The sequence below is a fragment of the Aureispira sp. CCB-QB1 genome (genome assembly GCF_000724545.1).
GTDB lineage: Bacteria > Bacteroidota > Bacteroidia > Chitinophagales > Saprospiraceae > Aureispira.
This window is the reverse complement of the sequence record NZ_JHBV01000029.1, coordinates 140,160-164,219: the sequence shown is the minus strand read 5'-3', so window position 1 is coordinate 164,219 and position 24,060 is coordinate 140,160. Positions and strand designations below refer to the sequence as shown.

At 36.3% G+C, this 24,060-nt stretch carries 17 protein-coding genes; 14 read left to right on the top strand and 3 right to left on the bottom strand.

The features are described from left to right. Positions 1-58 precede the first annotated feature (58 nt). Both CG11_RS14320 and CG11_RS14315 read left to right on the top strand, forming a co-directional pair. On the top strand, positions 59-1,075 hold the full coding sequence (locus tag CG11_RS14320; protein WP_052597357.1) for a low specificity L-threonine aldolase: 1,017 nt from the start codon (positions 59-61) through the stop codon (positions 1,073-1,075). Positions 1,076-1,367: 292 nt separating this feature from the next. Further along, the gene (locus CG11_RS14315) at positions 1,368-1,547 is read left to right on the top strand and encodes a hypothetical protein (protein ID WP_052597355.1); all 180 of its coding nucleotides are present in this window, start codon (positions 1,368-1,370) and stop codon (positions 1,545-1,547) included. Positions 1,548-1,639: 92 nt separating this feature from the next. On the opposite strand, the gene CG11_RS14310 is transcribed toward CG11_RS14315, so the two are convergent. Next, on the bottom strand, positions 1,640-3,658 hold the full coding sequence (locus CG11_RS14310; RefSeq protein ID WP_052597352.1) for an NADPH-dependent 2,4-dienoyl-CoA reductase: 2,019 nt from the start codon (positions 3,656-3,658) through the stop codon (positions 1,640-1,642). Positions 3,659-4,023: 365 nt separating this feature from the next. Between CG11_RS14310 and CG11_RS14305 the strand changes: the two genes are divergently transcribed. After that, complete coding sequence (locus CG11_RS14305; protein WP_052597350.1) at positions 4,024-6,195, top strand: T9SS type A sorting domain-containing protein; 2,172 nt, start codon at positions 4,024-4,026, stop codon at positions 6,193-6,195. 349 nt (positions 6,196-6,544) lie between these two features. On the opposite strand, the gene CG11_RS14300 is transcribed toward CG11_RS14305, so the two are convergent. After that, a complete protein-coding gene (locus tag CG11_RS14300; RefSeq protein ID WP_052597346.1) occupies positions 6,545-9,088 on the bottom strand; it encodes a T9SS type A sorting domain-containing protein in 2,544 nt (847 codons plus the stop codon). A 491-nt stretch (positions 9,089-9,579) separates the two neighbouring features. On the opposite strand from CG11_RS14300, the gene CG11_RS14295 reads away from it, so the two are divergent. The 8 genes from CG11_RS14295 to CG11_RS14260 all read left to right on the top strand — a co-directional run bounded on the left by CG11_RS14295 (position 9,580) and on the right by CG11_RS14260 (position 18,862). Beyond that, positions 9,580-10,551, top strand: coding sequence for a hypothetical protein (locus CG11_RS14295; protein ID WP_052597344.1), 972 nt, complete (start codon positions 9,580-9,582; stop codon positions 10,549-10,551). 58 nt (positions 10,552-10,609) lie between these two features. After that, entirely contained in the window at positions 10,610-12,070 is a 1,461-nt protein-coding gene (locus tag CG11_RS14290) for a radical SAM protein (RefSeq protein WP_052597342.1), read from the top strand. After that, the gene (locus tag CG11_RS14285) at positions 12,063-12,887 is read left to right on the top strand and encodes a bifunctional 2-polyprenyl-6-hydroxyphenol methylase/3-demethylubiquinol 3-O-methyltransferase UbiG (RefSeq protein ID WP_052597340.1); all 825 of its coding nucleotides are present in this window, start codon (positions 12,063-12,065) and stop codon (positions 12,885-12,887) included. The genes CG11_RS14290 and CG11_RS14285 overlap by 8 nt, the downstream gene beginning before the upstream one ends. Continuing rightward, positions 12,887-14,287 carry a radical SAM protein gene (locus tag CG11_RS14280; protein ID WP_052597338.1) on the top strand — a complete coding sequence of 467 codons (1,401 nt, stop codon included), beginning with the start codon at positions 12,887-12,889 and terminating at the stop codon, positions 14,285-14,287. The genes CG11_RS14285 and CG11_RS14280 overlap by 1 nt, the downstream gene beginning before the upstream one ends. A gap of 88 nt (positions 14,288-14,375) precedes the next feature. After that, positions 14,376-15,173 carry a GNAT family N-acetyltransferase gene (locus tag CG11_RS14275; RefSeq protein WP_052597336.1) on the top strand — a complete coding sequence of 266 codons (798 nt, stop codon included), beginning with the start codon at positions 14,376-14,378 and terminating at the stop codon, positions 15,171-15,173. Between the two features lie 60 nt (positions 15,174-15,233). Beyond that, positions 15,234-16,838 carry a glycosyltransferase family 87 protein gene (locus CG11_RS14270; protein WP_156039779.1) on the top strand — a complete coding sequence of 535 codons (1,605 nt, stop codon included), beginning with the start codon at positions 15,234-15,236 and terminating at the stop codon, positions 16,836-16,838. Positions 16,839-16,844: 6 nt separating this feature from the next. After that, positions 16,845-17,672: a putative capsular polysaccharide synthesis family protein gene (locus CG11_RS14265; protein ID WP_052597331.1), complete on the top strand. Its 828-nt coding sequence runs from the start codon at positions 16,845-16,847 to the stop codon at positions 17,670-17,672. After that, positions 17,660-18,862 carry a lipopolysaccharide biosynthesis protein gene (locus CG11_RS14260; RefSeq protein WP_052597329.1) on the top strand — a complete coding sequence of 401 codons (1,203 nt, stop codon included), beginning with the start codon at positions 17,660-17,662 and terminating at the stop codon, positions 18,860-18,862. The genes CG11_RS14265 and CG11_RS14260 overlap by 13 nt, the downstream gene beginning before the upstream one ends. On the opposite strand, the gene CG11_RS14255 is transcribed toward CG11_RS14260, so the two are convergent. After that, positions 18,852-20,030 carry a hypothetical protein gene (locus tag CG11_RS14255; RefSeq protein WP_052597326.1) on the bottom strand — a complete coding sequence of 393 codons (1,179 nt, stop codon included), beginning with the start codon at positions 20,028-20,030 and terminating at the stop codon, positions 18,852-18,854. The two genes, CG11_RS14260 and CG11_RS14255, sit on opposite strands and share 11 nt — an antisense overlap. Before the next feature lie 271 nt (positions 20,031-20,301). Here CG11_RS14255 and CG11_RS14250 point away from each other — a divergent pair, with 271 nt between their 5' ends. From CG11_RS14250 to CG11_RS14240, 3 genes are read left to right on the top strand one after another with little or no spacing between them, the layout of a single operon-like run. Continuing rightward, the gene (locus tag CG11_RS14250; protein WP_052597324.1) at positions 20,302-21,819 is read left to right on the top strand and encodes a B12-binding domain-containing radical SAM protein; all 1,518 of its coding nucleotides are present in this window, start codon (positions 20,302-20,304) and stop codon (positions 21,817-21,819) included. A gap of 17 nt (positions 21,820-21,836) precedes the next feature. Beyond that, positions 21,837-22,526: a methyltransferase gene (locus tag CG11_RS14245; protein ID WP_052597322.1), complete on the top strand. Its 690-nt coding sequence runs from the start codon at positions 21,837-21,839 to the stop codon at positions 22,524-22,526. Positions 22,527-22,552: 26 nt separating this feature from the next. Continuing rightward, positions 22,553-24,016 carry a hypothetical protein gene (locus tag CG11_RS14240; protein WP_052597320.1) on the top strand — a complete coding sequence of 488 codons (1,464 nt, stop codon included), beginning with the start codon at positions 22,553-22,555 and terminating at the stop codon, positions 24,014-24,016. Positions 24,017-24,060: the final 44 nt, after the last annotated feature.

The window sequence follows — 24,060 nt, the reverse complement described above, 5'->3', positions numbered from 1 at the left end:
TGATGAAGTCGTATCTTTAAGTTGTCAAAAAAAAAAATTGCAAAACAAAATAAAAATAATGATCGACTTAAGGAGTGATACGGTGACTCGACCTTCATTGGCAATGAAACAAATTATGTTAGAAGCACCAGTAGGAGATGATGTGTTTGGTGATGATCCTTCTATTAATGCGTTAGAAGCTTATGTTTCTGATTTGTTTGGTATGGAAGCAGCTGTTTTTTGTCCTTCAGGGACAATGACAAATCAAATTGCCATTAAAATAAATAGTAATGCGCCTGGGGAGTTAATCTGTGATCAGTTGTCGCATATTTACAAGTACGAAGGTGGTGGAATTGGGTTTAATTCAGGCTTAGCAACGCATCTTTTAGAAGGCAAACAGGGACGGTTGACCGCAGAACAAATAGAAGCAGCAATTCAGCCAGATGACCCACATTTTCCTGAAACACAATTGGTGAGTTTAGAAAATACTTGTAACAAAGGAGGTGGAACAATGTACGATATAGAAGAAATAAGAAAAATTAGACAACTTTGTAAAAGAAGAGGGTTGAAGTTGCATTTAGATGGAGCTAGAGTTTTTAACGCTATTGTTGAGTCGGATTATACGGCTCAAGATTTAGGAGCGGAGTTTGATACCATTTCTGTTTGTTTGTCCAAAGGTTTGGGAGCGCCAGTAGGTTCGGTGTTACTTGGAACAAAAGAAAGCATTAAAAAGGCTAGGCGAATTCGAAAAATATTTGGAGGTGGGATGCGCCAAGCGGGTAGCTTGGCTGCTGCTGCAAGTTTTGCCTTAAAAAACAATATTGAACGATTGAAAGAAGATCATGCTAGAGCAAAAACTTTAGGAGAAACCTTAGAAAAGTGTTCTTTTGTTAAGGATGTATTGCCAGTGTATACCAATATAGTAGTATTTGAGGTGAGGGAAGATTTGTCTCATATAGACGTAATTAATAAATTGCAAAATAAGGGAGTAAGAACGGTTGCTTTTGGTCCTCAACAAATTCGCTTGGTGACACATCTTGATTTTACAGAGCATCATTTGGATCAGACGCTTACAGTACTTCAAGAACTTTATTAAAAACTGCCTTAGGACACTGTTAAGTGATTTTCTGCTATTTTTAGAGCGTACTCAGAATGCTTAAAAATAGCATTTTATTTTACTTATAGATCGCCTTTTAATTACTTTTTAAAACACTTTTACAGCCTGAAACACCCTAATAACCGACTTTTAGAGCGATTTTTTAAAAAAAAAGGGTGTGTGTTTTGGATATTTTAGATGTTATTGTACATTTGCTTTCCCTTGAAAAAGGATTTTTTTAAAAACACCTTTGTAATATTCATTTATTGCAAAAGAAAACAAAGAAACTGTAATGGACAAATTTAATGAATTAAAAGGCATCGTTGATGCTTTAGAAGCTGATTTTGGAAAATTCTACAATGACAACAATAATGCTGCTGGTACTCGTGTACGTAAAGGTATGCAAGAAATCAAAACTCTTGCTCAAAGCATCCGTCTTGAAGTACAAGAGATCAAAAACAAAGCAAAATAAGCATTGTATATTGACCACACTTAGTGATACTCAAAAAAAACCGTTGATAGCAATTGTTATCAACGGTTTTTTTGTTTTAGTAGTTGGTAAAGTTAAATTTTGGCAGCTAATCGAGCGCCTTGGTTAATTGCTCGTTTGGCGTCTAGTTCTGCAGCAACATCAGCCCCTCCAATGAGGTGTACTTTTGCCCCAGCAGCTTCCAAAGGAGCATATAAGGTTTTTAATGGTAGTTGCCCAGCGCATATAATGACGTTATCAACTTCCAATATTTGTGGTTTTTCATCAATGGTAACATGTAGTCCTTGATCATCAATCTTTTGATAGGATACCCCATTAAGCATTTGTACTTTCTTTTTCTTGAGGCTTGCACGATGCCCAAAACCAGTTGTTTTGCCCAAGCCACCACCTACTTTTTTCTTCTTTCGTTGGAGTAAATAAATTTCTCTAGGAGAAGGGTGTACTTCTGGAGCGGTAAGTCCTGCACGACTTTCTAAGGTCATGTCTACACCCCATTCACTCATATAAGTAGGAATGTCAACACTAGGCGCAACACCTTCGTGCGACAAATATTCAGCTACATCAAATCCAATTCCACCAGCACCAATAATCGCAACCCTGTTTCCAACAGGCTTCTTGTCTCTTAGTACTTCGATGTAAGTTAATGTTTTGGGATGATTTTCTCCTTCTAGTTGAATGACTCTTGGACTAATCCCTGTTGCTAGAATTATTTCATCAAAATTGCCAATCAAATCTTCAGCACTTACTTTAGTATTTAATTTAAGATGAACACCAGTCAACTCTATCTGACGTTTAAAGTATCGAATTGTTTCGTAAAATTCCTCTTTGCCAGGAATTTGTTTCGCCATATTAAATTGTCCACCTATTTCATGGCTCGCATCAAATAGGGTAACTTGGTGTCCTCGACGAGCGGCAACAGTAGAGGCTGATAAGCCCGCAGGACCAGCGCCTACAACAGCGATTTTCTTTTTGTTATTGGTTGGTAGATAGTTGAGTTCTGTTTCATGACCAGCGCGTGGGTTGACTAAGCAAGAAACTTTCTTTTGTTCAAAGACATGGTCTAAACAGGCTTGATTACAAGCAATACAAGTATTAATTTCGTCCTCTCTTCCTTCCATTGTCTTTAGAACAATCTCTGGGTCTGCCAAAAAAGGGCGGGCCATAGAAACCATGTCTGCTTTCCCTTCGGCAAGGATACTTTCGGCAACACTAGGCATATTGATACGATTGGTTGCAATTAAAGGGATAGAAACTTCTCCTTTCATCTTTTCGGTAACCCAAGCAAAAGCTGCTCTTGGAACCCTAGTAGATATGGTGGGAACACGTGCTTCATGCCAGCCAATACCCGTATTAATAATAGTAACGCCTGCTTCTTCTAAGCCTTTTGCTAGTTGAACAATTTCTTCCCATGTAGATCCTCCTTCAACTAAATCAAGCATCGATAATCTAAATATGATGATAAAGTTTTTGCCAACACGTGCTCTGGTTTTTCGAACAATTTCTAGTGCAAAGCGGATGCGATTTTCATAACTGCCGCCCCATTTATCTGTTCTTTTGTTGGTTCGAGCAGCGATAAATTGATTGATGAGATAGCCTTCAGAACCCATAATTTCTACACCATCATACCCCGCTTGTTGTGCTAAATAAGCAGAATTAGCATAGTCGTTAATCGTCCAATTAATCATGAAATTGGGCAACTTCCATGCTTTAAACATAGAAATCGGAGATTTGGTAGAAGAAGCAGAAACACAATAAGGAACATAAGCATATCGTCCTGCATGTAGAATTTGCATGCAAATTTTGCCCCCTTCCTTGTGTACCGCGTCTGTAACTACTTTATGATGTGCAATTTGAGATTTTTTCTTTAGTTGAGCAGCTAATGGTTTGACAACACCAGCGTGATTGGGAGAGATACCTCCTGTAACAATAAGTCCAACTTGTCCGCGGGCACGTTCTGCAAAATAAGCAGCCAATACTTTGGGGTCTCCTTCTTCTAACCCTGTATGCATAGAACCCATAAGAACTCTGTTTTTAAGGGTGGTAAATCCTAAGTCTAAAGGGGCTAGCAAATGCGGATATTTTTCCTTTGTCATAATAGTAAATTATAAATTGATTGATTTTGGTCAAACTCACCTTATCTAAAAAAAGAAACCTATTGAAGTTGTTTTTGAAGATTAGAATGAATAGGTAGCAATATAAATAATAAAGTTTAATCAAACGATTGTTTGGTAAAAAAACAAGATGAATTTCTATCTATTCTATTTTTAGCAAAATCTAAAAATAGGCACAACAGTCTAAAATATAATTAAATACACAAAAAAAAATCTTAAAATCTTAATAAAATGTTATGGTTTTGTTGTTATAAAATTGTAAATTTAAAGATAAGTAAGTCACTAAAAAATCAATCCCTTAAACTGATTTATTAATCCAATTTATTTACAGTACAATTATTTTAATCATGAAAAAACTAAGATTACTAGAATGTGCGACCTTTGTGCTCAGTTTTCTATTATCTGTAGGAGCTGCCAATGCGCAAACAAAACTATGGGGAGTTGGAGCATCTAATGGTCAAGCAGATGCAGAGTTTCAAAATGCTTTTGTACAGTCAACAACGGCAGGGTCTTATTCTGCAACTCAATGGACTGCGTTGACCGTCAATGAAAATGATGCGGCTGTGATGCCTGGAAATGCTTATTGGGTAAGAAGTACCACAGGTATTTCGCAAGGTGCTTATGTCGGTACATTAAATCCTGCCAATTCTGTTTCGGCGGCAAATGGAGTGGCAATATTTGATTCTGACTTTATGGATAATGGAGGCGTTAGTACTGCTCCAGGAACAGGAACTTCTCCAGCAGAACATAGGGGAGAGTTGATTTCTCCAAGAATAGACTTGACTGGAGCTACCGATTCTGCTATTGTTGTGCAGTTCTATTCTTATTATAGACCTTTTCGATTGACAGAGTTATCCTTGTCGATTTCTACAGATGATGGGACAACATGGAGTACACCTGTTAGTATACCTGCATTGCAACCTACTCCTCAAAACTCTTTTGTTCGAGGGATGGTTAGAGCTATGTTTCCATCTGTAACAGCAGGGGTGGCTAACTTGTCTCAGTGTCGCTTGAAATTTTCATTTGATGGAGAGCTTTATTTTTCTATTTTGGATGATATTGTTATCGAAATGGCTCCAGAATATGATATTGCTATAGGACTTCCAGATGCAGATGCACCAACTTATTTTGGTGTTGGAGATATGGTTAGAATAGGTAACAATGCTTATAATCCGCTTGTGAACATTGATCGTTACAACTTGGGTGAATGGTTATGGGGAGCGAAAGTTATTAATAATGGATGGAAAAATATCTTGCCAGCGGATGCACCAAGAGTGAAGTGCTCTATTGACTTTGAAGATGCTGTGACAGGAGCCTTAACAACAGGGGTTTATTTAGATACAATTGTAGGAGGGGCGACCGATTCGATCAAATCAAATGATCGCAACGGTATTGGTTTAGTTGACTACTTGAGAGATTTAGATTTTATTATGAACAATGGTGCTGGGCGTTACTATGTGACGTATTGGGTAGAGCATAACAATGCAGATGGAACACCAGAGAATGATACCATTAGACATTCTTTTGTTATTACAGATGATCAAGGAGGGGCTTCTTCGCATTACTTGTCTAAAGCGAGGTTAGCCAATTCAGATGGTCGAGTATTTGCCCGTAGTCGCATATTCCCAGGGGGGGCGCCACATTCAGCATTTGAGTATGGGTCTGTATTTTATTTTCCAAAAGGAATGACAGACGATATAAAAATAGATTCTATTGATTTCCGTTACTACGTACCTTCTGGTTTTACAGGAGCAGCCAACCAAACGATGTTTATCAATATCTATGAATATGTAGATGGTTCTAATGGTGGAGCATCTAATGGATTTGTGACGGGCGATGAATTAACACAAGTGGGAATAGGAACGATGGCTTTAACTGGTTTGGGGACTACTGTTGCCAATGGCGATTATGGCTTGGCTGTAGTTCGTAGCTTTGCAGATGCTTCGTCAGGAGGACCAATGGGTCCCTTATCCGATGGAGGATTTTATTATATTTCTGTTTTAACACAACCTTCCTTGGCTGGCGGGGTTTCAACTTTTGGGTTTAACGATGTGCCAATTCATGGAGTAGATCGTTTGAACTATGCTATGAATATAGGGACAACTTCTAATGCATCACCAGTAGCTCCATCTACTATGAGAGTAGTTGATGCGGCTGGTTCTATAGATTGGTTCGCAGGTTTCACAGGGTTCGATGAAGTACCTTCTATAGGATTGCATTTGAACTCCTCAGCGTTGATAACAGGAAATCAAGCAATATTGGAGGCAGAGAATGCTACAATGAGCGTTTATCCTAATCCAGTAGGAAATCACCTGAATGTCGAAGTAGAATTTGATGCTCCTATCGATGTTACATATATTATGACAGATGTATCTGGTCGTGTGGTTTATTTAAGCCAAAGCAAAAATGTAACTTCCGAAAAACAAACCATTGACGTAAGTAATCTTGCAATGGGAGTTTATTTTGTCACAGCTGAAACATCCGAAGGCGTATCTACTAGTCGCTTTATCAAAAAATAATAGAATAGTTTGAGAAGATTTATTTGCTCTTAAAGCTATTTGTAATAAAAATCACCTTGACATATGGGTTGGGGTGATTTTTGTATTTGTATATGCTACGTTGCAAAAAAAAACGTAATTCTTAGATAGTCCCAACCAATTGAGTTGTACAAGTTCGTGTCTTTGTGTAATGCAGGAAGGAACTAAAGGAAAGTAGCGAAAGTAACGCTTCTGTTTGCTTTTCAGTTAACACTCAAAATAAACCTAGTTTTCTACTCATTTACTCTAAAAAAAAGTTACCCTAGTTGAAAAAAATAAACTAAGGTAACTTTAGAAAAACTGTGAAGAAGTATATTTAAACGTACTGTTTTTAGTGGATTACTTTTACTTTTTGATTATAAATTCCATTATTTGTTTGGATTGATAAAAAGTAAACACCTGAAGCTAATCTTTCCATAGAAATTTTATTAGTATATGGATCAGGACTATTATTGCTGTCAATTAATTGCCCCATAGCATTAAATACTTTGATAGAGGTAATTTCTGATTTTTCGCTGATGATATTTAGTAAGCCATCTGTTGGGTTAGGGAACAATCGAATATCTAAATTATCAGGAGTAGGAGGTATATCTAAAAGCCCTGAAATAGTGATATGACCTGTTATTGGTGTTGTTCCAATTTCCAAATTCTGGTGGTTAATAAGACGAACAGACGAAATTGTTACTGGAGAAATAATAGTATCTGATGACCATTTACCCATAATTAGGTCATCTTTAATAGTGAAATGCATGGCTCCAATAGGTCCCTGTCCACTAATAGGGTATTTATCTTTTCTAGAGACAGCAACTTCAATTTGACCAACTCTATGAAAGACTTTTTGAATATGAATAAGATCATTACCTAGCCAAGAATTGCTAAAGTCCACCATTACTGAACCTGCTTCGATATGATCTGGATTGTAGTTAATCGTAAACGCTAGACCATAAGCATCCGTTATTGGATAAAAAGTACTTCCTAAATAAATATCAGTCGCTAGACTATCGCCTGTATTGGCAATAGCATTATTGATACCAAATGGGCTAATACCAGCTAAAGAGTGCCCCCCAGAACGGAAGTAAGAACGACCGTAGTTAAGTTGGATCGCATTGATATCTAGAGAATCAACAACACCATCTCCATTGGAGTCAAAGTGCTTTCCATTGGGTAAATCGATAATTGGAGTTGTACTCCAGTCGGAAGCAGCGTAAGGTATCCATGTATTGGAGGTGATTGCTCTCGGAGGTCCTGCGTCACCATAAGCCAATCCAATTGGTAATAGATCAAAGTTGTTGGCTACCGTATTATCATCCGTATCACCTGGCCATACACAACCGCTTACCCCAACAGTAACAATCGAAGCTACGCTGTAGCCAAATAAATCACTAACAACAACGGTATAATTGCCTGGACACATATTGGTTGGAGAAAAACCAGAGATGGTCGTATCACTCCAAGTGATGTTATAAGGAGGTAAGCCGCCCAATACAGAAATATTGACAGTTCCAGAACAACCAATAATAGTATCGCAACTAGCATCAGGAGTTGTAGAAACAATTAAGGACAAACTATTGGTGCCACCACAAGGTCCTTGTGTCCAACTCGCAATGCCATATTTATGGGTAGCGACACAAGCATTTATATAAGTGAGACTATCACAACCACAAACTGGCGCATAAACAGCAGGGCAGCTTAATGCTGAATCGATCAAATTACTATCTATACAGGCACCATTAAAACAGCCTGTACTGACGATTGCAGTATGAATAACTCCATTGACATCACTAACGGAAAGGACATAATTTTGCTCAGGACACAAATCTGTTCTGATTGGTCCAGCAGTAGAGCCATCACTCCATGCAAACGTAGCTGGTCCTGTAGCGGTAGTGCTGTCCATGAATTGGATGAAAGTATAGCTTCCATCACAAGTAGCACAGTTAGAAGAATTGGTTGTATTTCCAATTACTTCATTAGTGTTGCCAATAAGTCCATTACAAGCATTTAGAGTATCCTGAATATTTACCAAGACAGTACAAGTATCTGGAATTTGCTGAATAGAATCAATAAGCAATAAAGTGAAATAGTGATACCCTAAGTTATTGCAATCAAAATATTGGCTGGTAGTTATTGCTCCTGATGGATCAATGAGATAAGCTTGAGTTTTATTGGTGTCAATTCCTATAAGACTTAGATCGTTAGGTGTTATGCTTACTTGATTGTTCGCATCTAAATAACGAGTAATGCTATTAAAACAAGTCGCTACTTGAGGAGTAGTAGGACTATTACAAGTAACGGTTAGACTAGTAGCGCTTCTATTGCCAGCGTTATCTGTAACAACAATGGTATAAATACCAGGGCACAAGTTATTTCTAGTATGTTGAAGCGTGTCTGTAGCAGTGATCCCATCACTCCACTGAAATGTATACGGCGATCCATTAGGGTTTAAAATACTTATTTGTCCTGAACCATTACATTGGGTGCAAGTCGTTGGGCTTTGGAGAAGCGAATCGGTCAATAAAATACTAGGACCGTTAAAAGTTTGTCCACAAATAAGGTTTATACTATCATAGTAGTAATTTAAGTTCCCATCAATGACTTCTATTGAGTAAAAGGAATTGGCGGCGAGTTGAGATGCGTCAATACTAACCGACCCTAAAGAGTTGCTACTGACGTTAATACCTCCAAGTGAAAAATGGTAGGGAGGGTTAAAACTAGCAACAATATTATTGCTGTCTAGTAGATTAATCGTAACAATACAGTTGGAGTCAACGTCATAATCTAGTGTCAACATTTGCGCTTGGCTAGACCTTATTAGTCCAAACCAGAGGAGGCAGGCAAAAATTGCATACTGGATTTTTAAACTGAGATTTTTTGTCATTGTGATATAAGTTTCTTTTGTATATTTAGTGCGGTGTGAATACAGTATGATTGTTAAATGTATACTTTTGGTCGATAAAAATTAAATTTTAATTGTTTCTTTACAAGTTCAGGATTTGTTTGTGTTTTAAACAAAGTAGTGATTAAGTTTTGATTATGATTTAAAATTAATATTTTATATATAAATATAAACAAAGCGATGATTTAGATTTTGGAATACTACAAATATGAAACTTTATTTGAGCTAGATCAAAAACAAAAAATAGCTTTTCTTAGAAATATTATAGTTGATTTAATTTTTATGATATTGATTTTTAGTGATTTGAATGTGTTTCTGTTTTGATAAACTTTGTTTGAAATGTTTTGATTGATTAGGGATGTTCAAGAATAAAGTCATTTTTTGATGTTATATTAGCTAATCCAATAGCTTAAGCACCTTATTTGTGTCAAAAAACGCAAATAACACACTTTTTAATGAACTAACAAAATAGTATGAAGTTCCCCACAAAATCTAATACTACTGATTGGAAAATCGTTAGTCGAATATTAGAACCCTTATTTTATTATGATATTTTTTCTTACCCCTTAACAGTAGAAGAAGTACACGAATTTAGTTGTCATAAATCGTCTGATAAAACATTAATAAAAGAGGTGCAGGAGATTTTAGAGGAGCTGGTAGCAAAGGGCTATTTATATAAAATAGACCAGTTTTACCTGTTGGCGAATCGACCGAATTGGGTAACAAGTCGAAGAGAGAACAATCAACGCGCATTAAGGTATCTCAAACGAGCTAAAAGAATGACGCAGTTAATGACTTTTTTCCCATATGTTCGAGGAGTATTTATCTCAGGATCACTATCCAAAAATGTAATGCCCTCGGATGGGGATATAGACTATTTTATTGTTACCAAGCCCCAACGTTTGTGGGTAGCTCGAACTTTTTTAATTTTATTTAAAAAGATTTTCTTATTCAATTCTAAAAAACACTTTTGCGTTAACTATTTTGTCGATGAGCATTTGCTTGAAATCGAAGAAAAAAATCGTTTCACAGCAACAGAAGTGGCTACTGTTTTGCCAATGTATGGGACTCAAATTTACCAAGATTTTTGGCTGGCTAACGATTGGTTAGAAAACTATTATCCCAACGTAAAACCTCGTGATTTGAAGCAGACCTTGCCAGAGAAACAAAGATGGGTGCAATATCTTACGGAAGCATTATTAAATACTAGGTTAGGCGATTGGTTGGATCTTTTTTTTATGAAAAAAACCTTGAAAAGATGGAATATAAAGTTTGAAGATATGCCTGTAGAAGATTTTAACATTGCCCTAAAATCAAGACGAAATGTTTCCAAGCATCATCCTCGATTATTCCAACAAAAAGTTATCAAAGCTTTTGCCGAACGAGTCCAAAATTTTGAACAACAACATCAAATCCAGCTTTATATGACTCCCTCAGAGTTATAAATAATTAATAGCAAGATCTATTATCGTATCATCTGTCTCTAACTATTATCGTATACGTATGAAATTATTATTTACACATTCTTATTTTTATCGCTTTGATCCCAAACAGTGGGAAGATGGACGTCCTTACCCGCCCTACGGAACGATTTATGCAGCCGCTTTGATGCGGCAAGAAGGCTATGACGTGGGATTATATGATACCAACTTAAAAGAGCGAACGGACGAAATAATTCCTGTTTTGGATCAAGAAAAACCACAATATTTGATTATCTATGATGATGGGTTTAACTACTTGACAAAGATGTGTTTGACAAAGATGCGGGAGGCGGCTTTTGAGATGATTGCTTATGGCAAAGCACGAGATTGTACGGTAATTGTTTCTAGTTCTGATTCGACAGATCATTATGCCAAGTATTTGGAAAAAGGAGCAGATTATGTACTGTTAGGAGAAGGAGAGCAGACCTTATTAGAGTTGATCAATGCACTTGAATCGGAAAAGATCAATAAAGCTTCTGTTTTAGGAATGGTGTGGTCGGATGAGTTGGGGACTATTATAAAAAATCCAAGGAGACCTGTCTTAAGAAATTTGGATGAATTGCCACAACCTGCATGGGATTTGGTGGATATTGAGGCATATCGAAAGATATGGCTTCAAAAACAAGGTTACTTTTCGTTGAATATTGCAACAACTAGAGGGTGTCCTTATAAATGCAATTGGTGTGCAAAGCCTATTTATGGCAATCGTTACAATTCGAGATCGCCAGAGCGTATTGTTGACGAAATCGAGATGCTGGTAACGAAGTATGGTGCAGAGTACTTTTGGGTATGTGATGATATTTTTGGCTTAAAGCCTGGGTGGGTACAATCTTTTCGAGATTTGTTGCAAACTCGTAATTTATCCATTCAGTACAAAATTCAATCTAGGGTTGACTTATTGCTAAAAGAGGATACCATAGATGCCTTGGCAGCGTCAGGCTTAGAGACCGTTTGGGTGGGCGCAGAATCAGGATCTCAAAAGATTTTGGATGCTATGGACAAAGGAACGGATGTTGCACAAATTTACGAAGCTACGAAGCTTCTAAAAAGCAAAGGGGTAAAAGTCGCTTTCTTTTTGCAGTTTGGCTATTTAGGAGAAACAATGGAAGATATCGAAAAAACGATTCAAATGTTGTTGGATTTGCTGCCAGATGATATTGGAATTTCTGTTTCTTATCCCTTGCCAGGAACTAAATTTTTTGAGATGGTGCAGGCAGAATTAAAAGACAAACAAAACTGGGAAGACTCTGATGATTTGGATATGATGTATCAAGCTACTTTTTCGCCTGCTTTTTATAGACGATTACATCGGTTGGTGCACAAGGTATTTCGGAAGAAGCAAGGTTGGGAAAATTTGAAACTATTATTAAAATCTCCTCAAAAAACCAATCGGGTACGCTTGCGCTCAGCACTGGGAACATTTTATTATCTTCCTGCTGCGGCAATAGATAAAATGCGTTTAAAACGTTTGGAAAATGCCTAAATTAAATCAACAATCTATAGAGCAACCTTTTAATAGTATAGCGAAGGTCTACGATCGTGAATTTACACATACTCAAATAGGTGTACTACAACGCAAGCGAGTATATAATTATCTTCAAAGGTATGTATCTACATATTCTAATTGTTCTGTTTTGGAACTGAATTGCGGGACAGGAGAAGATGCCATTTGGTTGGCAAAACAGGGCTGTTCTGTTTTGGCAACGGATATTTCGGAGAGGATGGTTGCCGTAACTAAAGAGAAGGTTTTAGAAAATAAATTGGAGACAAATATTACTTGCCAAAGGCTAGGAATACAAGATTTGGAGCAGTTGAATTCGAATGATAAATACGACCTTATTTTTTCTGATTTTGGAGGTTTGAATTGTGTATCGCCTAAAGAATTAAAAAAAATAAGTATTGTTTTGCAACGTTTACTGAAACCCAATGGTCGTTTTATAGGAGTCGTGATGTCAAGGTTTTGTTGGTGGGAAACGTTGTATTTTACTTTTAAAGGGCAATTCAAAAAAGCTTGGAGACGAAAGGCTAAGGAAGCAATTGCCGCCCCGTTGACTCTTGCCACTACCGTAGATACTTGGTATTATAGCCCCAAAGAATTTGGTCATCTTTTGCAAATGGAGTTTCATTGTCAACAGGCTTATCCGATTGGATTTATGTTGCCCCCCTCTTATTTGGATAATTGGTTTAAAAATAAACCTTCGTTGCTTCGAGGGTTGAATCAACTAGAAAAATGGACTCCCAAAGTTTGTGCCCGATGGAGTGACCATTATATGATTGTATTGAGACCTAAAAAAAATTAATGAAGATAATTTTTACACACGGATATTTTATAAAAGAAGACGAAAAAGAGCAGGAAATTATGCGCCCCTACCCACCTCTGGGGATTTTGTATTTGTCAGCTTGGTTGGAAAAAAATGGTGTGGATAATACAGTGTTTGACACCACTTTTTCTACTAAAAAAGAACTGTATCAGCACCTAGAGCAAAAGCAACCAGACTTAATTCCCATTTATACCAATCTGATGACAAAAGTAAATGTGATTGAGTTGGTACAATTCATTCGTTCTAGTTCTATACTAAAGGATACCATTGTGGTATTGGGAGGACCTGATGTTACTTACAATATAGCTGACTATCTGGCTACAGGAGCGGATATAGTTGTAATAGGAGAAGGTGAACAAACAATGCTTGAAATTGCCCAAACCATTGCACAAGGGAATCGTCAAGAGTTTGCCCATATTGATGGCTTGGCATATCGCACAAGTGATGGAGAAATATTTAAGACAAAAGCACGAAAGCGATTGCGTCCAGTAGATGATTTGCCCTTTCCCAATCGCAAAAAAATAAATCTACATCAATACTTACATACATGGAAAAAACATCATGGTCTGAATGCAGTCTCTGTAAGTACTCAACGAGGTTGTCCTTATACTTGTAAGTGGTGCAGTACTGCTGTATATGGGCAAAGTTATCGGAGGCGTTCTCCTAAGGTAGTGGTGGATGAATTAGTACACATTAAAACGTGTTATAATCCAGAAACGCTATGGTTTGTAGATGATGTATTTACGGTAAGCCACAAATGGTTGGCAGCGTTTGCGCAAGAGGTGAATGAACGCAATGCAATTATTCCTTTTGAATGTATTACTAGGGCAGATCGAATGGATGAATCGGTGATTGATTTGTTGAAAAAAGCAGGTTGTTTTCGTATTTGGATTGGTGCAGAGAGTGGCTCGCAAAAAATTATTGATGCTATGGATAGAAGGGTTGACGTGCATCAAGTCCGTTCTATGATTCAACTTACTCGAAAAAAAGGAATTGAGGCGGGAACATTTATTATGTTAGGTTATCCTGGCGAAACAGAGGAAGACATAGAAGAAACCATTCATCACCTAAAAACATCGAATCCAGATCATTTCACAATTACGATTGCTTATCCTATCAAGGGAACAGGACTTTATGAGCAGGTAGATGCATTGCAAACAACTGTTAATGATTGGAATACAAGTACAGATCGGGATCGAGATTTTAAGCGAACTTATCCCAAACGTTATTACGATTATGCTGTGCGTCGAGTCGTTAATGAGGTAAATTATCATAAACAGGTACTAAAAGGACAACAGTTTAGCCTTGCAGCAACTAAATTGAAACTAAAATCTGTTGCTGCCAAAACAGGGATGGCGTATACCAAGCGCTTTTTATAATTTATTTTGCGATAGCGTTTTGTTAAGAATAGGGCGATTTATCCAAAATACCAGCCATTGAAAAAATTAAAAATTTAAAGCAATATTCATGAATAACTTAGGCTTTTTTACTGATTTTAAACTACTAGGATCGGATGCAAAAGTGACAGAATATGTCGATTATTATTTGGTAGAAACTCCAACCAATCCAACGTTTATAGATGGAAACTGCATGGTGTTAAAATCACCTGATTTACTTCTAGACAAAGACGAGCTGGAAAAGCTTTTTAAGTGTCATTTTTCTGAAGCAACGAATCAGCATCATGTAGGTTTTCGATTGATGCATATACCTTCGGATGAAATACTTGCCCCTTACCTTCAAAATGATCAATACCAAATAGACAACTTGGCGGTAATGACTTATGATAAGGAGGCTGTAGAGGCAAAAACAGTATTGCAGGAGGAGCGTGACCACATTCGACCATTTTCTTCTGATTTAGATTGGGAACAATGGACACAGCATGAAATTAGAGAGCGTCCAACGGTTTTTTCAGAAGCTTCTTTTAAGGCTTATTTATTGAATAGAAGAAATGTTTATAAAACCATGATAACACAGGAGATGGGGAACTTTTATGGCGTTTTTCGAGATGGAAAATTATTAGCTGCTGCGGGCTTGTATATTTTTGATAAAATTGGTCGATTTCAACAAGTTCGAACTATTGAAAGTGCTAGAAGGCAAGGTTTGTGCAAGCGTTTGATTCAACATATCTATACTGTAAATATGCTGCAAATGGAAGAAGCGGTTATTGTTGCCGATGAAGACTATCATGCCTTGAAAATATACGAGGGTTTAGGCTTTAGAACGAGAGAAAATCAATATGATTTGACTAAAGTTGTTGCTCAATAGTCTGAAAAAGAAGCCTTTAAATAATTGCTGTTTATAGAATTTCTGACGAATACCTACCAATTGAAAAAAACGACAAATATACCAACCTTATTATTTCTTGGACCACTACTATTGGGGCTGTGTTATTGGCTTATTAGAACGTATGGACTCCCTATTCATGATTTTTCGAATGCTTATATTGGTGCTGTATTTCTAAAAGAGGGTTGGTGGTCAACAGGAGTTTATGATGCTTGGAAATTCAATTCGATGGCTTTAGAAAAGGGATTTTCTAATTTATTTTTGGCCTATTATCCTAATACACCTTTTTTAGCCTTTTTCTTTTATCCTGCTACTTTTTTGTCACCAATATGGGCTAAGATTTGCTTTAATCTATTGAGTAGTAGTTTGTTTCTATTGATGTTGGTGCGAGCGCAGCGACGATGGCGATTTTCAGCTGGGGTATTTCTCCTAGTGCCTGTTGTATTTTTTACAAGCCTGCGGAATGGTCTATATTTTGGACAAGTATACTTATTATTGAGTTTTTTACTAGCCGAAGGACTGCATGCATTTCAAAAAAAACGCTTTGTTGTTGGGGCTTTTTGTTGGGCAATAGCATTGATGTTAAAAGTATTTCCAGTGTTGCTAGGTGTATTGCTAATTGCAGAAAAGCACTATAAGGCAGCGTTGGTTTATGGAGTCGCTTGTATTAGTTTGTTGAGCATATCGTTATTTCAAGTAGACATGGCAAGCTGGATGTATTATTTCACCGATGTATTTCCAAAATCATCTTCAGGAACCTACTACGATGGTTTTACACCTGCTGCAAAGTCCGCAACAATGCTGTTTAAGCATCTCTTTGTATACGATGCCTTACATAATCCTACGCCTGTTTTCAATTCGTACACAGCATTTATCTTCATGCAAGCTTTTTATAAAACGATTGTATTAAGTACAGCTATTTTTTTTACTTGGAAGTCAAAACAAGACTTGATAACAAAAGTAGGGCTATGGCTCATTGCAGGTATGCTCTTGTCTCCAGGATTGAGTTCTTATGCAGGAATACTGTTATTATTTCCTTGGTTGGTTGTGTTTCGAAACGATTTGCAATTAACACAAAAACAACAGATTTTATTTTCTGTGCTGATCGCTCTATATGTTAACCTTCCGATTACTTATTTTTACGAATTACCTTTGTATTTAAAGTTCCCAAAAGTATATGTGTTGCTCTTGATTTTTATATACTACCAACAGTTATTGCTCCCAAAAGAAAGCAAGCGCATCAATCACATTAGCCAAGTAGGGATAGGAATGGGGCTGTTCTTGTTTTTTACCGTACCAGCTGTTATTAAAAAGACGCCCCCTCAAAATACCTATGTATTAGAAAAAGAGAAGCATATTTTGACGAGCGACTATACGATTAAGAATGGGCAATTGGAATACGAATATTGGACGGTTCCTGCTCCCAAAAGACTTACCACTAATATTATGGTTCATCAATTTGATACGAATGTTGTACGGATCAAAGACAAACAAATTTATTATAAGGGAATGCCTTTGACCAACACGAACTCAAACAAGCGAAAGCCTATGGTTATTAATGGAAAAGAGATCTTTTATTTGTCGGATCAGAACCGTGGGATGGGATTTTATACTTTAATGAAAGTGAGGTTGACAGAGAAAAAATAAGGCAGTATGAAGTATTATTTAAAGTCATTTTACCGTTATCATATTCGTGGACAATGGCACTATTTAAAGGCTAAAAAATCATTATCATCGGAGCAAAAACCAATTGTAATTTACAGTATGGGAAAAGTAGGATCGTTGTCTTTGTATCATTCGATTCGAAGTCATAGTAACAGCCCAATATTCCACATACATAGCTTAAATCAAAGGCGTATAGATTGGGAATACAAGACTTGTAGAGCAAAAGGTTGGTGGCCCGATTCTAAAAATACGGGTGCTCTAATTTATAACAAAAAAATTCAACCCAACCAACCAACTTCAATTATAACAACAATAAGAGAACCGATAGAACGCAATGTATCTGCTTTTTTTGAAGTGTTTCGTTATTATAATAATATGGATGCTTCCAACTATGATAATGATGTTTCTCTTTTGCAAGAACAATTCTTACAACTAGTGCCTCATGATTATCCGTTAAATTGGCTAGACGATGAATTAAAAATGATGCTGGAAATAGATGTTTTTGCGACTAATTTTGATACTCAAAAAAAGTATAAAGAATATCAGAGAGGAAATTTTGAATTGTTATTAATGCGGGTAGATTTGCCAGATGCTAAAAAAGAAAAAAGGTTGAAGGAATTTCTTAATATTCCTAATTTGAAATTGGAGCGCCATAATATTGGAGCACAAAAAGACTATGCGCATTTATACCACACATTTAAAACCAGTTTGAGATTGCCTAAAAACTATGTAGAGCAAATGTTAGATTCTAAATATTGCCGCCATTTTTACAGTCAAGAAGAACGCCATAGCTTATTTAAAAAATGGACGAACTAAATAGAAAAAAAAAGCAACGATTGACATGGATTGTTCTGTATGGTGGTCTTCAAATTCTACCTCCACTAGGACAGTTTCTTATTTCTTATTTTGTCATTCGATTCAATTCAGAGGCAGCTTGGGGCGAAATAGTAAATTATTTGATTTTTGTCAACTTAGCTATTTTATTTTTTAACTGGGGGCAGAATACCTACTTGATTCGAGCCTTTAGTCAAAATGTTCAAATGGTAGCCGTTTATTGGCAAGAGTCGTTTTGCAGTCGTTTGGTTTTATTGGGATTAGTGCAGATGGTTGCCATTGTTTTTTTTTATAGAGATGAGGTAAGTTGTTGGTGGCTTTCTGTTTGGTTGTGGGGAGCTTTTGGAGTGCGCTCCTTTGATCCGTTGCCTATTTATACTAGAAAATTAAAAGGAGCTTTGAGCATAGAAGGGGGAGGATTGATGATGATATTAATAGCCTTGTGGTCACATCGTTCGAATTTGGATACCAACTACCTACTTTTTTTATATGCATTTTTAGCTGTTGCCAAAGCTATGGCTTATGCCTTTTTTTATCGACGTGTTGTTTTAAAGAATTGGAAATGGAGGTTTCGAAAAGCATTTTTGGTTGCTGCTTTTCCTTTTTTTATACCAGCGATGATTGGATTTGTTCAAAGTAGAATAGATTTGTATGGAGTAGCATTTTATTTATCAGAAGAAACATTGGGGGCTTATCAAGTTTTTTTCAAAGCATTTAGTTTGTTTATACTAGGAAATAGAATTATTGTGAGTCCATTTTTAAAAAACATTTATCGAATGCCTGATACAGCCTTACAACGGCTCAACCATTGGATGTTTGGGTTGGGAATATTGGGAACAGCACCAGTTGTAATTGCTTTTTACTATTTATTACCTTGGATATACGGAATTAACTTTTCTGCTTGGATGTATGGTTTGGGGTATCTAATGATCGTACCTTTTTTTGGCTATGCTATTCAAACGCATCATCTAATAAAAATAGAAAAAGAAAAGCAGTTAGTTGTGGTCTTTTTGGGGGCTGCATTCGCGAATATTTGTTGCAACTATATTCTAATTCCAACCTATGGTGCTTTGGGAGCAATTGCTTCAACGGCTATAGTACAGTGGTTGCTATTTTTTGTTTTTAGGATATTGCTTGGTAAGTCGTCAAAATGGCAAAAAATTAATAATTAGGCTCATAAAAAGATGCTTCTTGAGCAGATTCAGGAGTTGCTAGCACAGGCAAAGGATTTAAATGATCTACTTCTGAACGATGGTACAAGTTGCCCAATTGAGGATATTCTGGATGCGTATGTGTCGTATAGCTTTGTAATAATGCTTGAGTTTGTGGCAAGGTATAATTCCATTCTAACGCCAACCGTTCGGCGCTTGGTTCCATAAAAGATATATACAGTAATTCAGCAAAGTGGTGTTCTTGTAATAATGCATAACTTAGATCAGAGTGTAGTTGATTTCTGGCATCGCTTAACAAGGCATTCTTGTGTCGGATGTTTTGATTAAAAGAAGCAGCTTGAGGATGTTGTAACACAAAATTAGGCTGTATAATTGATTCATGGCACCACATACACTTGGCAGGCTTTCCAGCTTCTCCTAAGGATGGAGGAACGGTCGTTTTTAGTTGTCCCAACTCATTATAAATAGCAAAACGAGGTTGTCCGTTAGGCATAAAATCAAATGCCTCAAAATCGCTTGCTTGGAAAGTTCCTTGTTGGACATCTCCAGTTCCTTCTACAGCCATAAACGCCATTTTTTTAAAATCTATAATCGTATTATTGGTTTGGTAAATCACTCGATTTCCCATTGTTACACTCGAATTACCACTGTCCAAACGAATAACAGCAGTATCTTCAAAATTATAGGCATTTTTAAAGCCCTCTAACGTAGGATAAACTCCTGTAATCGCGTAATAATGGTAACTGCTATTCAATGTGAGGACAACAAATCGCCCCAAATCCATATATTGATTTTTTTGGTAGGCGGCACTGCTTTTGATGGTATTAATAATTCGTTGCAAAGCATTTTGAGCATTGTTAGAGAAGCCTAGTAGCGCACAATCAATTTCTAGTAGCGCCAATTGATGATTCTCTTTTTTCCAACGAATCGCCTTTTCTAATTGTCCTTGAGGTAAGGCAGCTCCCAAATAAGAAAAATACCACTTTAAACCACTTTTGAGGGTCTCAGAGTTAGACGACGGAGGATTGTAATAATATTGCAAACAAATTTTTAAATCAGAAGGTGGATTTAATTTATCGCTAGAACAAGCCAAGGGCAGAGCAATAAGGCTGGAAAGACCTCCATAAAATAAAAAAAAAGTTAGGTAACGTAAGGTTGCTGCAATCATAAAAGTAGACGATTCAAACGAAGAATTTATGACATAAGTAAGTGGACAGAAAAAAGTATAGTTAAAAATGTAATTGTTTTTAGTGCTGTTCAAAGAAAAGAATTGAAGTTTTAGCGGGCTAAAACGAGATTTTTTGATGAAGAACAGTGCAAAAAGAATTCTATTTTGCCTATAAATTTTTATGAACGATTACTTAGATGGTTAAAATACTAAGTTTTACAAAAAACATTGTAAATTACGACAATAGAGCTAAAGTTAAAAATAACAAGGAATGATGAGAATCTCCCCCCACAAAGTAATTTTATTTAATCCTAGAAGTGCCAATTCCAAATATCGAATTCCGAATAGTATTTTACAAGTAGGAGCCTCTATAGAAGGTAAGTTTGATTATGTATTTGTTGATGGTAATATGGAGCAAGATCCTTACGCTAAGATAGCTTCTTATTTGAAAACAGGTGAATTTAAGTATTTGGGCATGACGGTTATGCCCGGTCCACAACTTAGCCAAGCCATTCCATTTGCCAAAAAAGCCAAAGAAGAATTTCCAGATATTATTAATATATGGGGAGGATACTTCCCTTCCAATCAATATAAAGTGGTTATTCAAGCGCCTTTTATTGATTATATTGTGAATGGTCCTGGTGATAATGCCTTTCCTGCTTTGTTGATGGCGTTGGAGAACGACTTGCCTTATGAGTTTATTCCCAATTTAATTTATCAGACTGTTGATGGTCAAATTGTAAAAACTAAAAAAGAAGGTCTACTCAATCAAGATCAACTAACAGAGTTGCCTTATGATTATTTAAATACATTTTACCCAATTGAAAAATACCTCGGAAAGACGTATTTAGGCAACAAAACCTTGGCTTACCATTCTAGTGTAGGTTGCCCTTTTAAATGTTCTTTTTGTGCCGTTGTTCCTATTTATAATGGTCGTTGGCAAGCTAAAAGTGCTCAAAATGTATACAAAGATGTATTAAAAATTAAGAAAGAGTACGGAGCAACAGCAATAGAGTTTCACGACAACAATTTCTTTGTTTCTGAAAAACGTACAGCAGAATTCTCAAGGTTGATGTTGAAAGAAAATATGGTTTGGTGGGGTGAAGGTAGAATCGACACCATTGATCGTTATTCGGATGAAACGTTGCATTTGATGCGAAAAGCTGGGTGCAAAATGATTTTCTTTGGGGCAGAGAGTGGTGATGATGCCATTCTTCAACAAATGGACAAAGGAGGGAAGCAAACGGCAGCACAAATAAAAAGCTTTGCCGCTAGAATGAAAAAAGTAGATATTATTCCAGAATATTCATTTGTTTTGGGGTTGCCTGCCGAAAGTGAAGAAAAAGTGATGGCTCAGATTGATGCTGATATTGCGTTCATCAAGGAAATAAAAGAAATTAATCCTGCAACAGAAATTATTATTTATTTATATAGCCCAGTGCCGACAGAAGGCTCCGAGTTATTTGAACGAATCACGGCTGCTGGATTTGAATTCCCTAGTCAACTAGAAGATTGGATTACACCACAATGGCAAAACTTTGATTTGAGAAAAAATCCGCTTACCCCTTGGCTGACTCCTGCTATGGTCGATAAGATTAAAAACTTTGAAACAGTTTTGAATGCGTATTATCCAACGGTATCAGACATTCGATTGAGTAAATTTCAGCGAAAGATGATACATATTCTATCCGTATTACGTTATCGCCTTGGGCTGTACAAATTTCCCTATGAGTTAAAAGTATTGCAGAAAATTTGGAAATATCGTCAACCCGAAATTGAAGGCTTTTAGAGTGTAGTATAAACATTATGATAGATCGAATACGACGTCAATTCAGACGATTGACGCAACCTATATTGTGGCGATTATACAAGGCTTATTTGTCCAAAACACGTTGGTTTAATTACGATGGCTTGTCTATAAAAGTAGCACCTTCTGTATTTCATCCAGGATTGCTATTTAGTACTAAAATTTTAGCCCAATTTGCATTAAATTTAGAATTAAAAGGCTCTAAAGTACTTGAATTAGGGGCAGGAAGTGGATTAATAGCTTCTTTAATGGCGAGAGAGGGTTTCCTTGTCACAGCAAGTGACATTAATCCTATAGCTGTTCGCTCTATCTTAGAAACTAAGGATATGAATAACTTAGAATTGGAGGTCATCGAATCTGATTTATTGAAAAATATACCCCCTACAATATTTCAATATATTCTAATTAATCCACCTTATTTTCCGCAAGAACCCACAAATAATCGAGAAAAAGCGTTTTTTTGTGGACAGAATTTTGAGTACTTTCATAACTTATTTTCTACAATAGGTACTTACATGCAAGTGCAAAGTTCTATCTTTATGATTTTGTCCGACGATTGTGCCATTGAAACGATACAGAGTATTGCACGCAAACATCATTTTACGTGGAAGTTATTGCACGAAGAAAAAGTATGGGGCGAAACAAATTTCATTTATGAGATAACAAAAGACAGGTTAACACCAATTTAAAGAAATTAAATTTATCGCGTTTTATAATGCACAAAACCAAGCTAGTAAACCTATTTCAGCATTTAGACTCTAGAGAAATTACTCGTTTCTTAGATTATGTCAATTCCCCATTTTATAACAAACATGCGGAAGTTAAGAAGCTATGTGCTTACTTAGCGAAGTATGTTCCTAATCCTAAGCGACAGCATCGTTTAGAAAAAGAACGTGTTTTTAAATATGTTTATCCTAACAAAAAATTTGATGGCAATGCCCTTCATAGTATTAGTTCCAAATTACTTTCTTTGTTGCACGATTACTTAGTGATAACAGCGCACGAAGAAAAGCACAACCAACATTTGATCAAGATACTAGCAGAGTTGCGGCATAGAAAACAATTTAAAGATTATGATGCTATTCTTCGAAAGATTGAAAGAAGCGAAGAGAGTTCTTATACAGATGTAGAAGATTTGTACTGGGAAAAGTTTTCTTATCACAAAGAATTGGATGTTAATTTTGTAACACAGGGAGGACGGACTTACAATGAAAATTTGCAACTTAAAAATGATTTTTTAGACTTGTTCTTTATTACTAAAAAGCTTAAAGTTGCTTGTGATATGGTGAGTCGAAATATTGTTATTGGTAGTAATTATGAATACCGTTTGGTGGATGAACTTTTTGTTTATTTGGATCAACCGAATAGTCCATATGGGCAAGAGCCTACGATTAAAATTTATGCGGGAGTATTAAAAATGTTGTTGTATGGAGAAAAAGGAGATGGGGAATATTTTAAAGTAAAAGGCTGGTTGGTAGAGCATCAGGCAATTTTTTCAAAGAAAGAGCTCAAAAATATATACGACTACCTAGAAAATTATTGCATTCGTTGTTATAATAAAACGGCAAGTGAACAATATCTAAAGGAAATACTAGATATTTCTAAGTTTTTAGTCAAGCATGAGATCAATTTTGTAGATGGTTATTTGTCTGATGGAGATTATAAAAACATAGGAACAAGTGCAATTAGTCTGGGAGATTATGAATGGGCAGCCGAGTTTATTGAAACCTATAAAAAAGCTTTGATACCCCAGTATCAAGAGAGCGCCTATTCTTTGTTGATGGGGTTTTTACTTTATTCCAAAAAAGAATATGGAGTTGCGTTGCAAGCTTTACACAATGTAGTGTTTACCAATTATACCTATCATATTGGAGCCAAAATGATTCAACTTAAAATTTATTATGAAATAAATGAAGGAGAAGCCTTATATTCCTTGACCGATGCCTTTCGAAATTACCTCAAACGGAACAAACAGTTGACAGAAGACATCCGAGTTGTGTATTATAATTTCATTAACCTTATTCGGCGGACGTATAAATTAAAAGAAAGTAAGGATTATCTGTCTGACAATAAGTTTCTAAAGGAATTTCAAAAATTAGAAATATTATTTAATACAACCAATCCGATTGCTAGTAAAACGTGGTTGGTAGAAATGTTTGAAGCATTGAGGAATACATAATTTCAGTGCGTTAAGACGATGGTGTTAATAGAACACAAATGGCA

What these genes read in the sequence shown, in the direction of transcription:
- CG11_RS14320 (WP_052597357.1), top strand. Translation starts at nt 59, where the DNA reads ATGATCGACTTAAGGAGTGATACGGTGACTCGACCTTCATTGGCAATG.
- CG11_RS14315 (WP_052597355.1), top strand. Translation starts at nt 1,368, where the DNA reads ATGGACAAATTTAATGAATTAAAAGGCATCGTTGATGCTTTAGAAGCT.
- CG11_RS14310 (WP_052597352.1), bottom strand. Translation starts at nt 3,658, where the DNA reads ATGACAAAGGAAAAATATCCGCATTTGCTAGCCCCTTTAGACTTAGGA.
- CG11_RS14305 (WP_052597350.1), top strand. Translation starts at nt 4,024, where the DNA reads ATGAAAAAACTAAGATTACTAGAATGTGCGACCTTTGTGCTCAGTTTT.
- CG11_RS14300 (WP_052597346.1), bottom strand. Translation starts at nt 9,088, where the DNA reads ATGACAAAAAATCTCAGTTTAAAAATCCAGTATGCAATTTTTGCCTGC.
- CG11_RS14295 (WP_052597344.1), top strand. Translation starts at nt 9,580, where the DNA reads ATGAAGTTCCCCACAAAATCTAATACTACTGATTGGAAAATCGTTAGT.
- CG11_RS14290 (WP_052597342.1), top strand. Translation starts at nt 10,610, where the DNA reads ATGAAATTATTATTTACACATTCTTATTTTTATCGCTTTGATCCCAAA.
- CG11_RS14285 (WP_052597340.1), top strand. Translation starts at nt 12,063, where the DNA reads ATGCCTAAATTAAATCAACAATCTATAGAGCAACCTTTTAATAGTATA.
- CG11_RS14280 (WP_052597338.1), top strand. Translation starts at nt 12,887, where the DNA reads ATGAAGATAATTTTTACACACGGATATTTTATAAAAGAAGACGAAAAA.
- CG11_RS14275 (WP_052597336.1), top strand. Translation starts at nt 14,376, where the DNA reads ATGAATAACTTAGGCTTTTTTACTGATTTTAAACTACTAGGATCGGAT.
- CG11_RS14265 (WP_052597331.1), top strand. Translation starts at nt 16,845, where the DNA reads ATGAAGTATTATTTAAAGTCATTTTACCGTTATCATATTCGTGGACAA.
- CG11_RS14260 (WP_052597329.1), top strand. Translation starts at nt 17,660, where the DNA reads ATGGACGAACTAAATAGAAAAAAAAAGCAACGATTGACATGGATTGTT.
- CG11_RS14255 (WP_052597326.1), bottom strand. Translation starts at nt 20,030, where the DNA reads ATGATTGCAGCAACCTTACGTTACCTAACTTTTTTTTTATTTTATGGA.
- CG11_RS14250 (WP_052597324.1), top strand. Translation starts at nt 20,302, where the DNA reads ATGATGAGAATCTCCCCCCACAAAGTAATTTTATTTAATCCTAGAAGT.
- CG11_RS14245 (WP_052597322.1), top strand. Translation starts at nt 21,837, where the DNA reads ATGATAGATCGAATACGACGTCAATTCAGACGATTGACGCAACCTATA.
- CG11_RS14240 (WP_052597320.1), top strand. Translation starts at nt 22,553, where the DNA reads ATGCACAAAACCAAGCTAGTAAACCTATTTCAGCATTTAGACTCTAGA.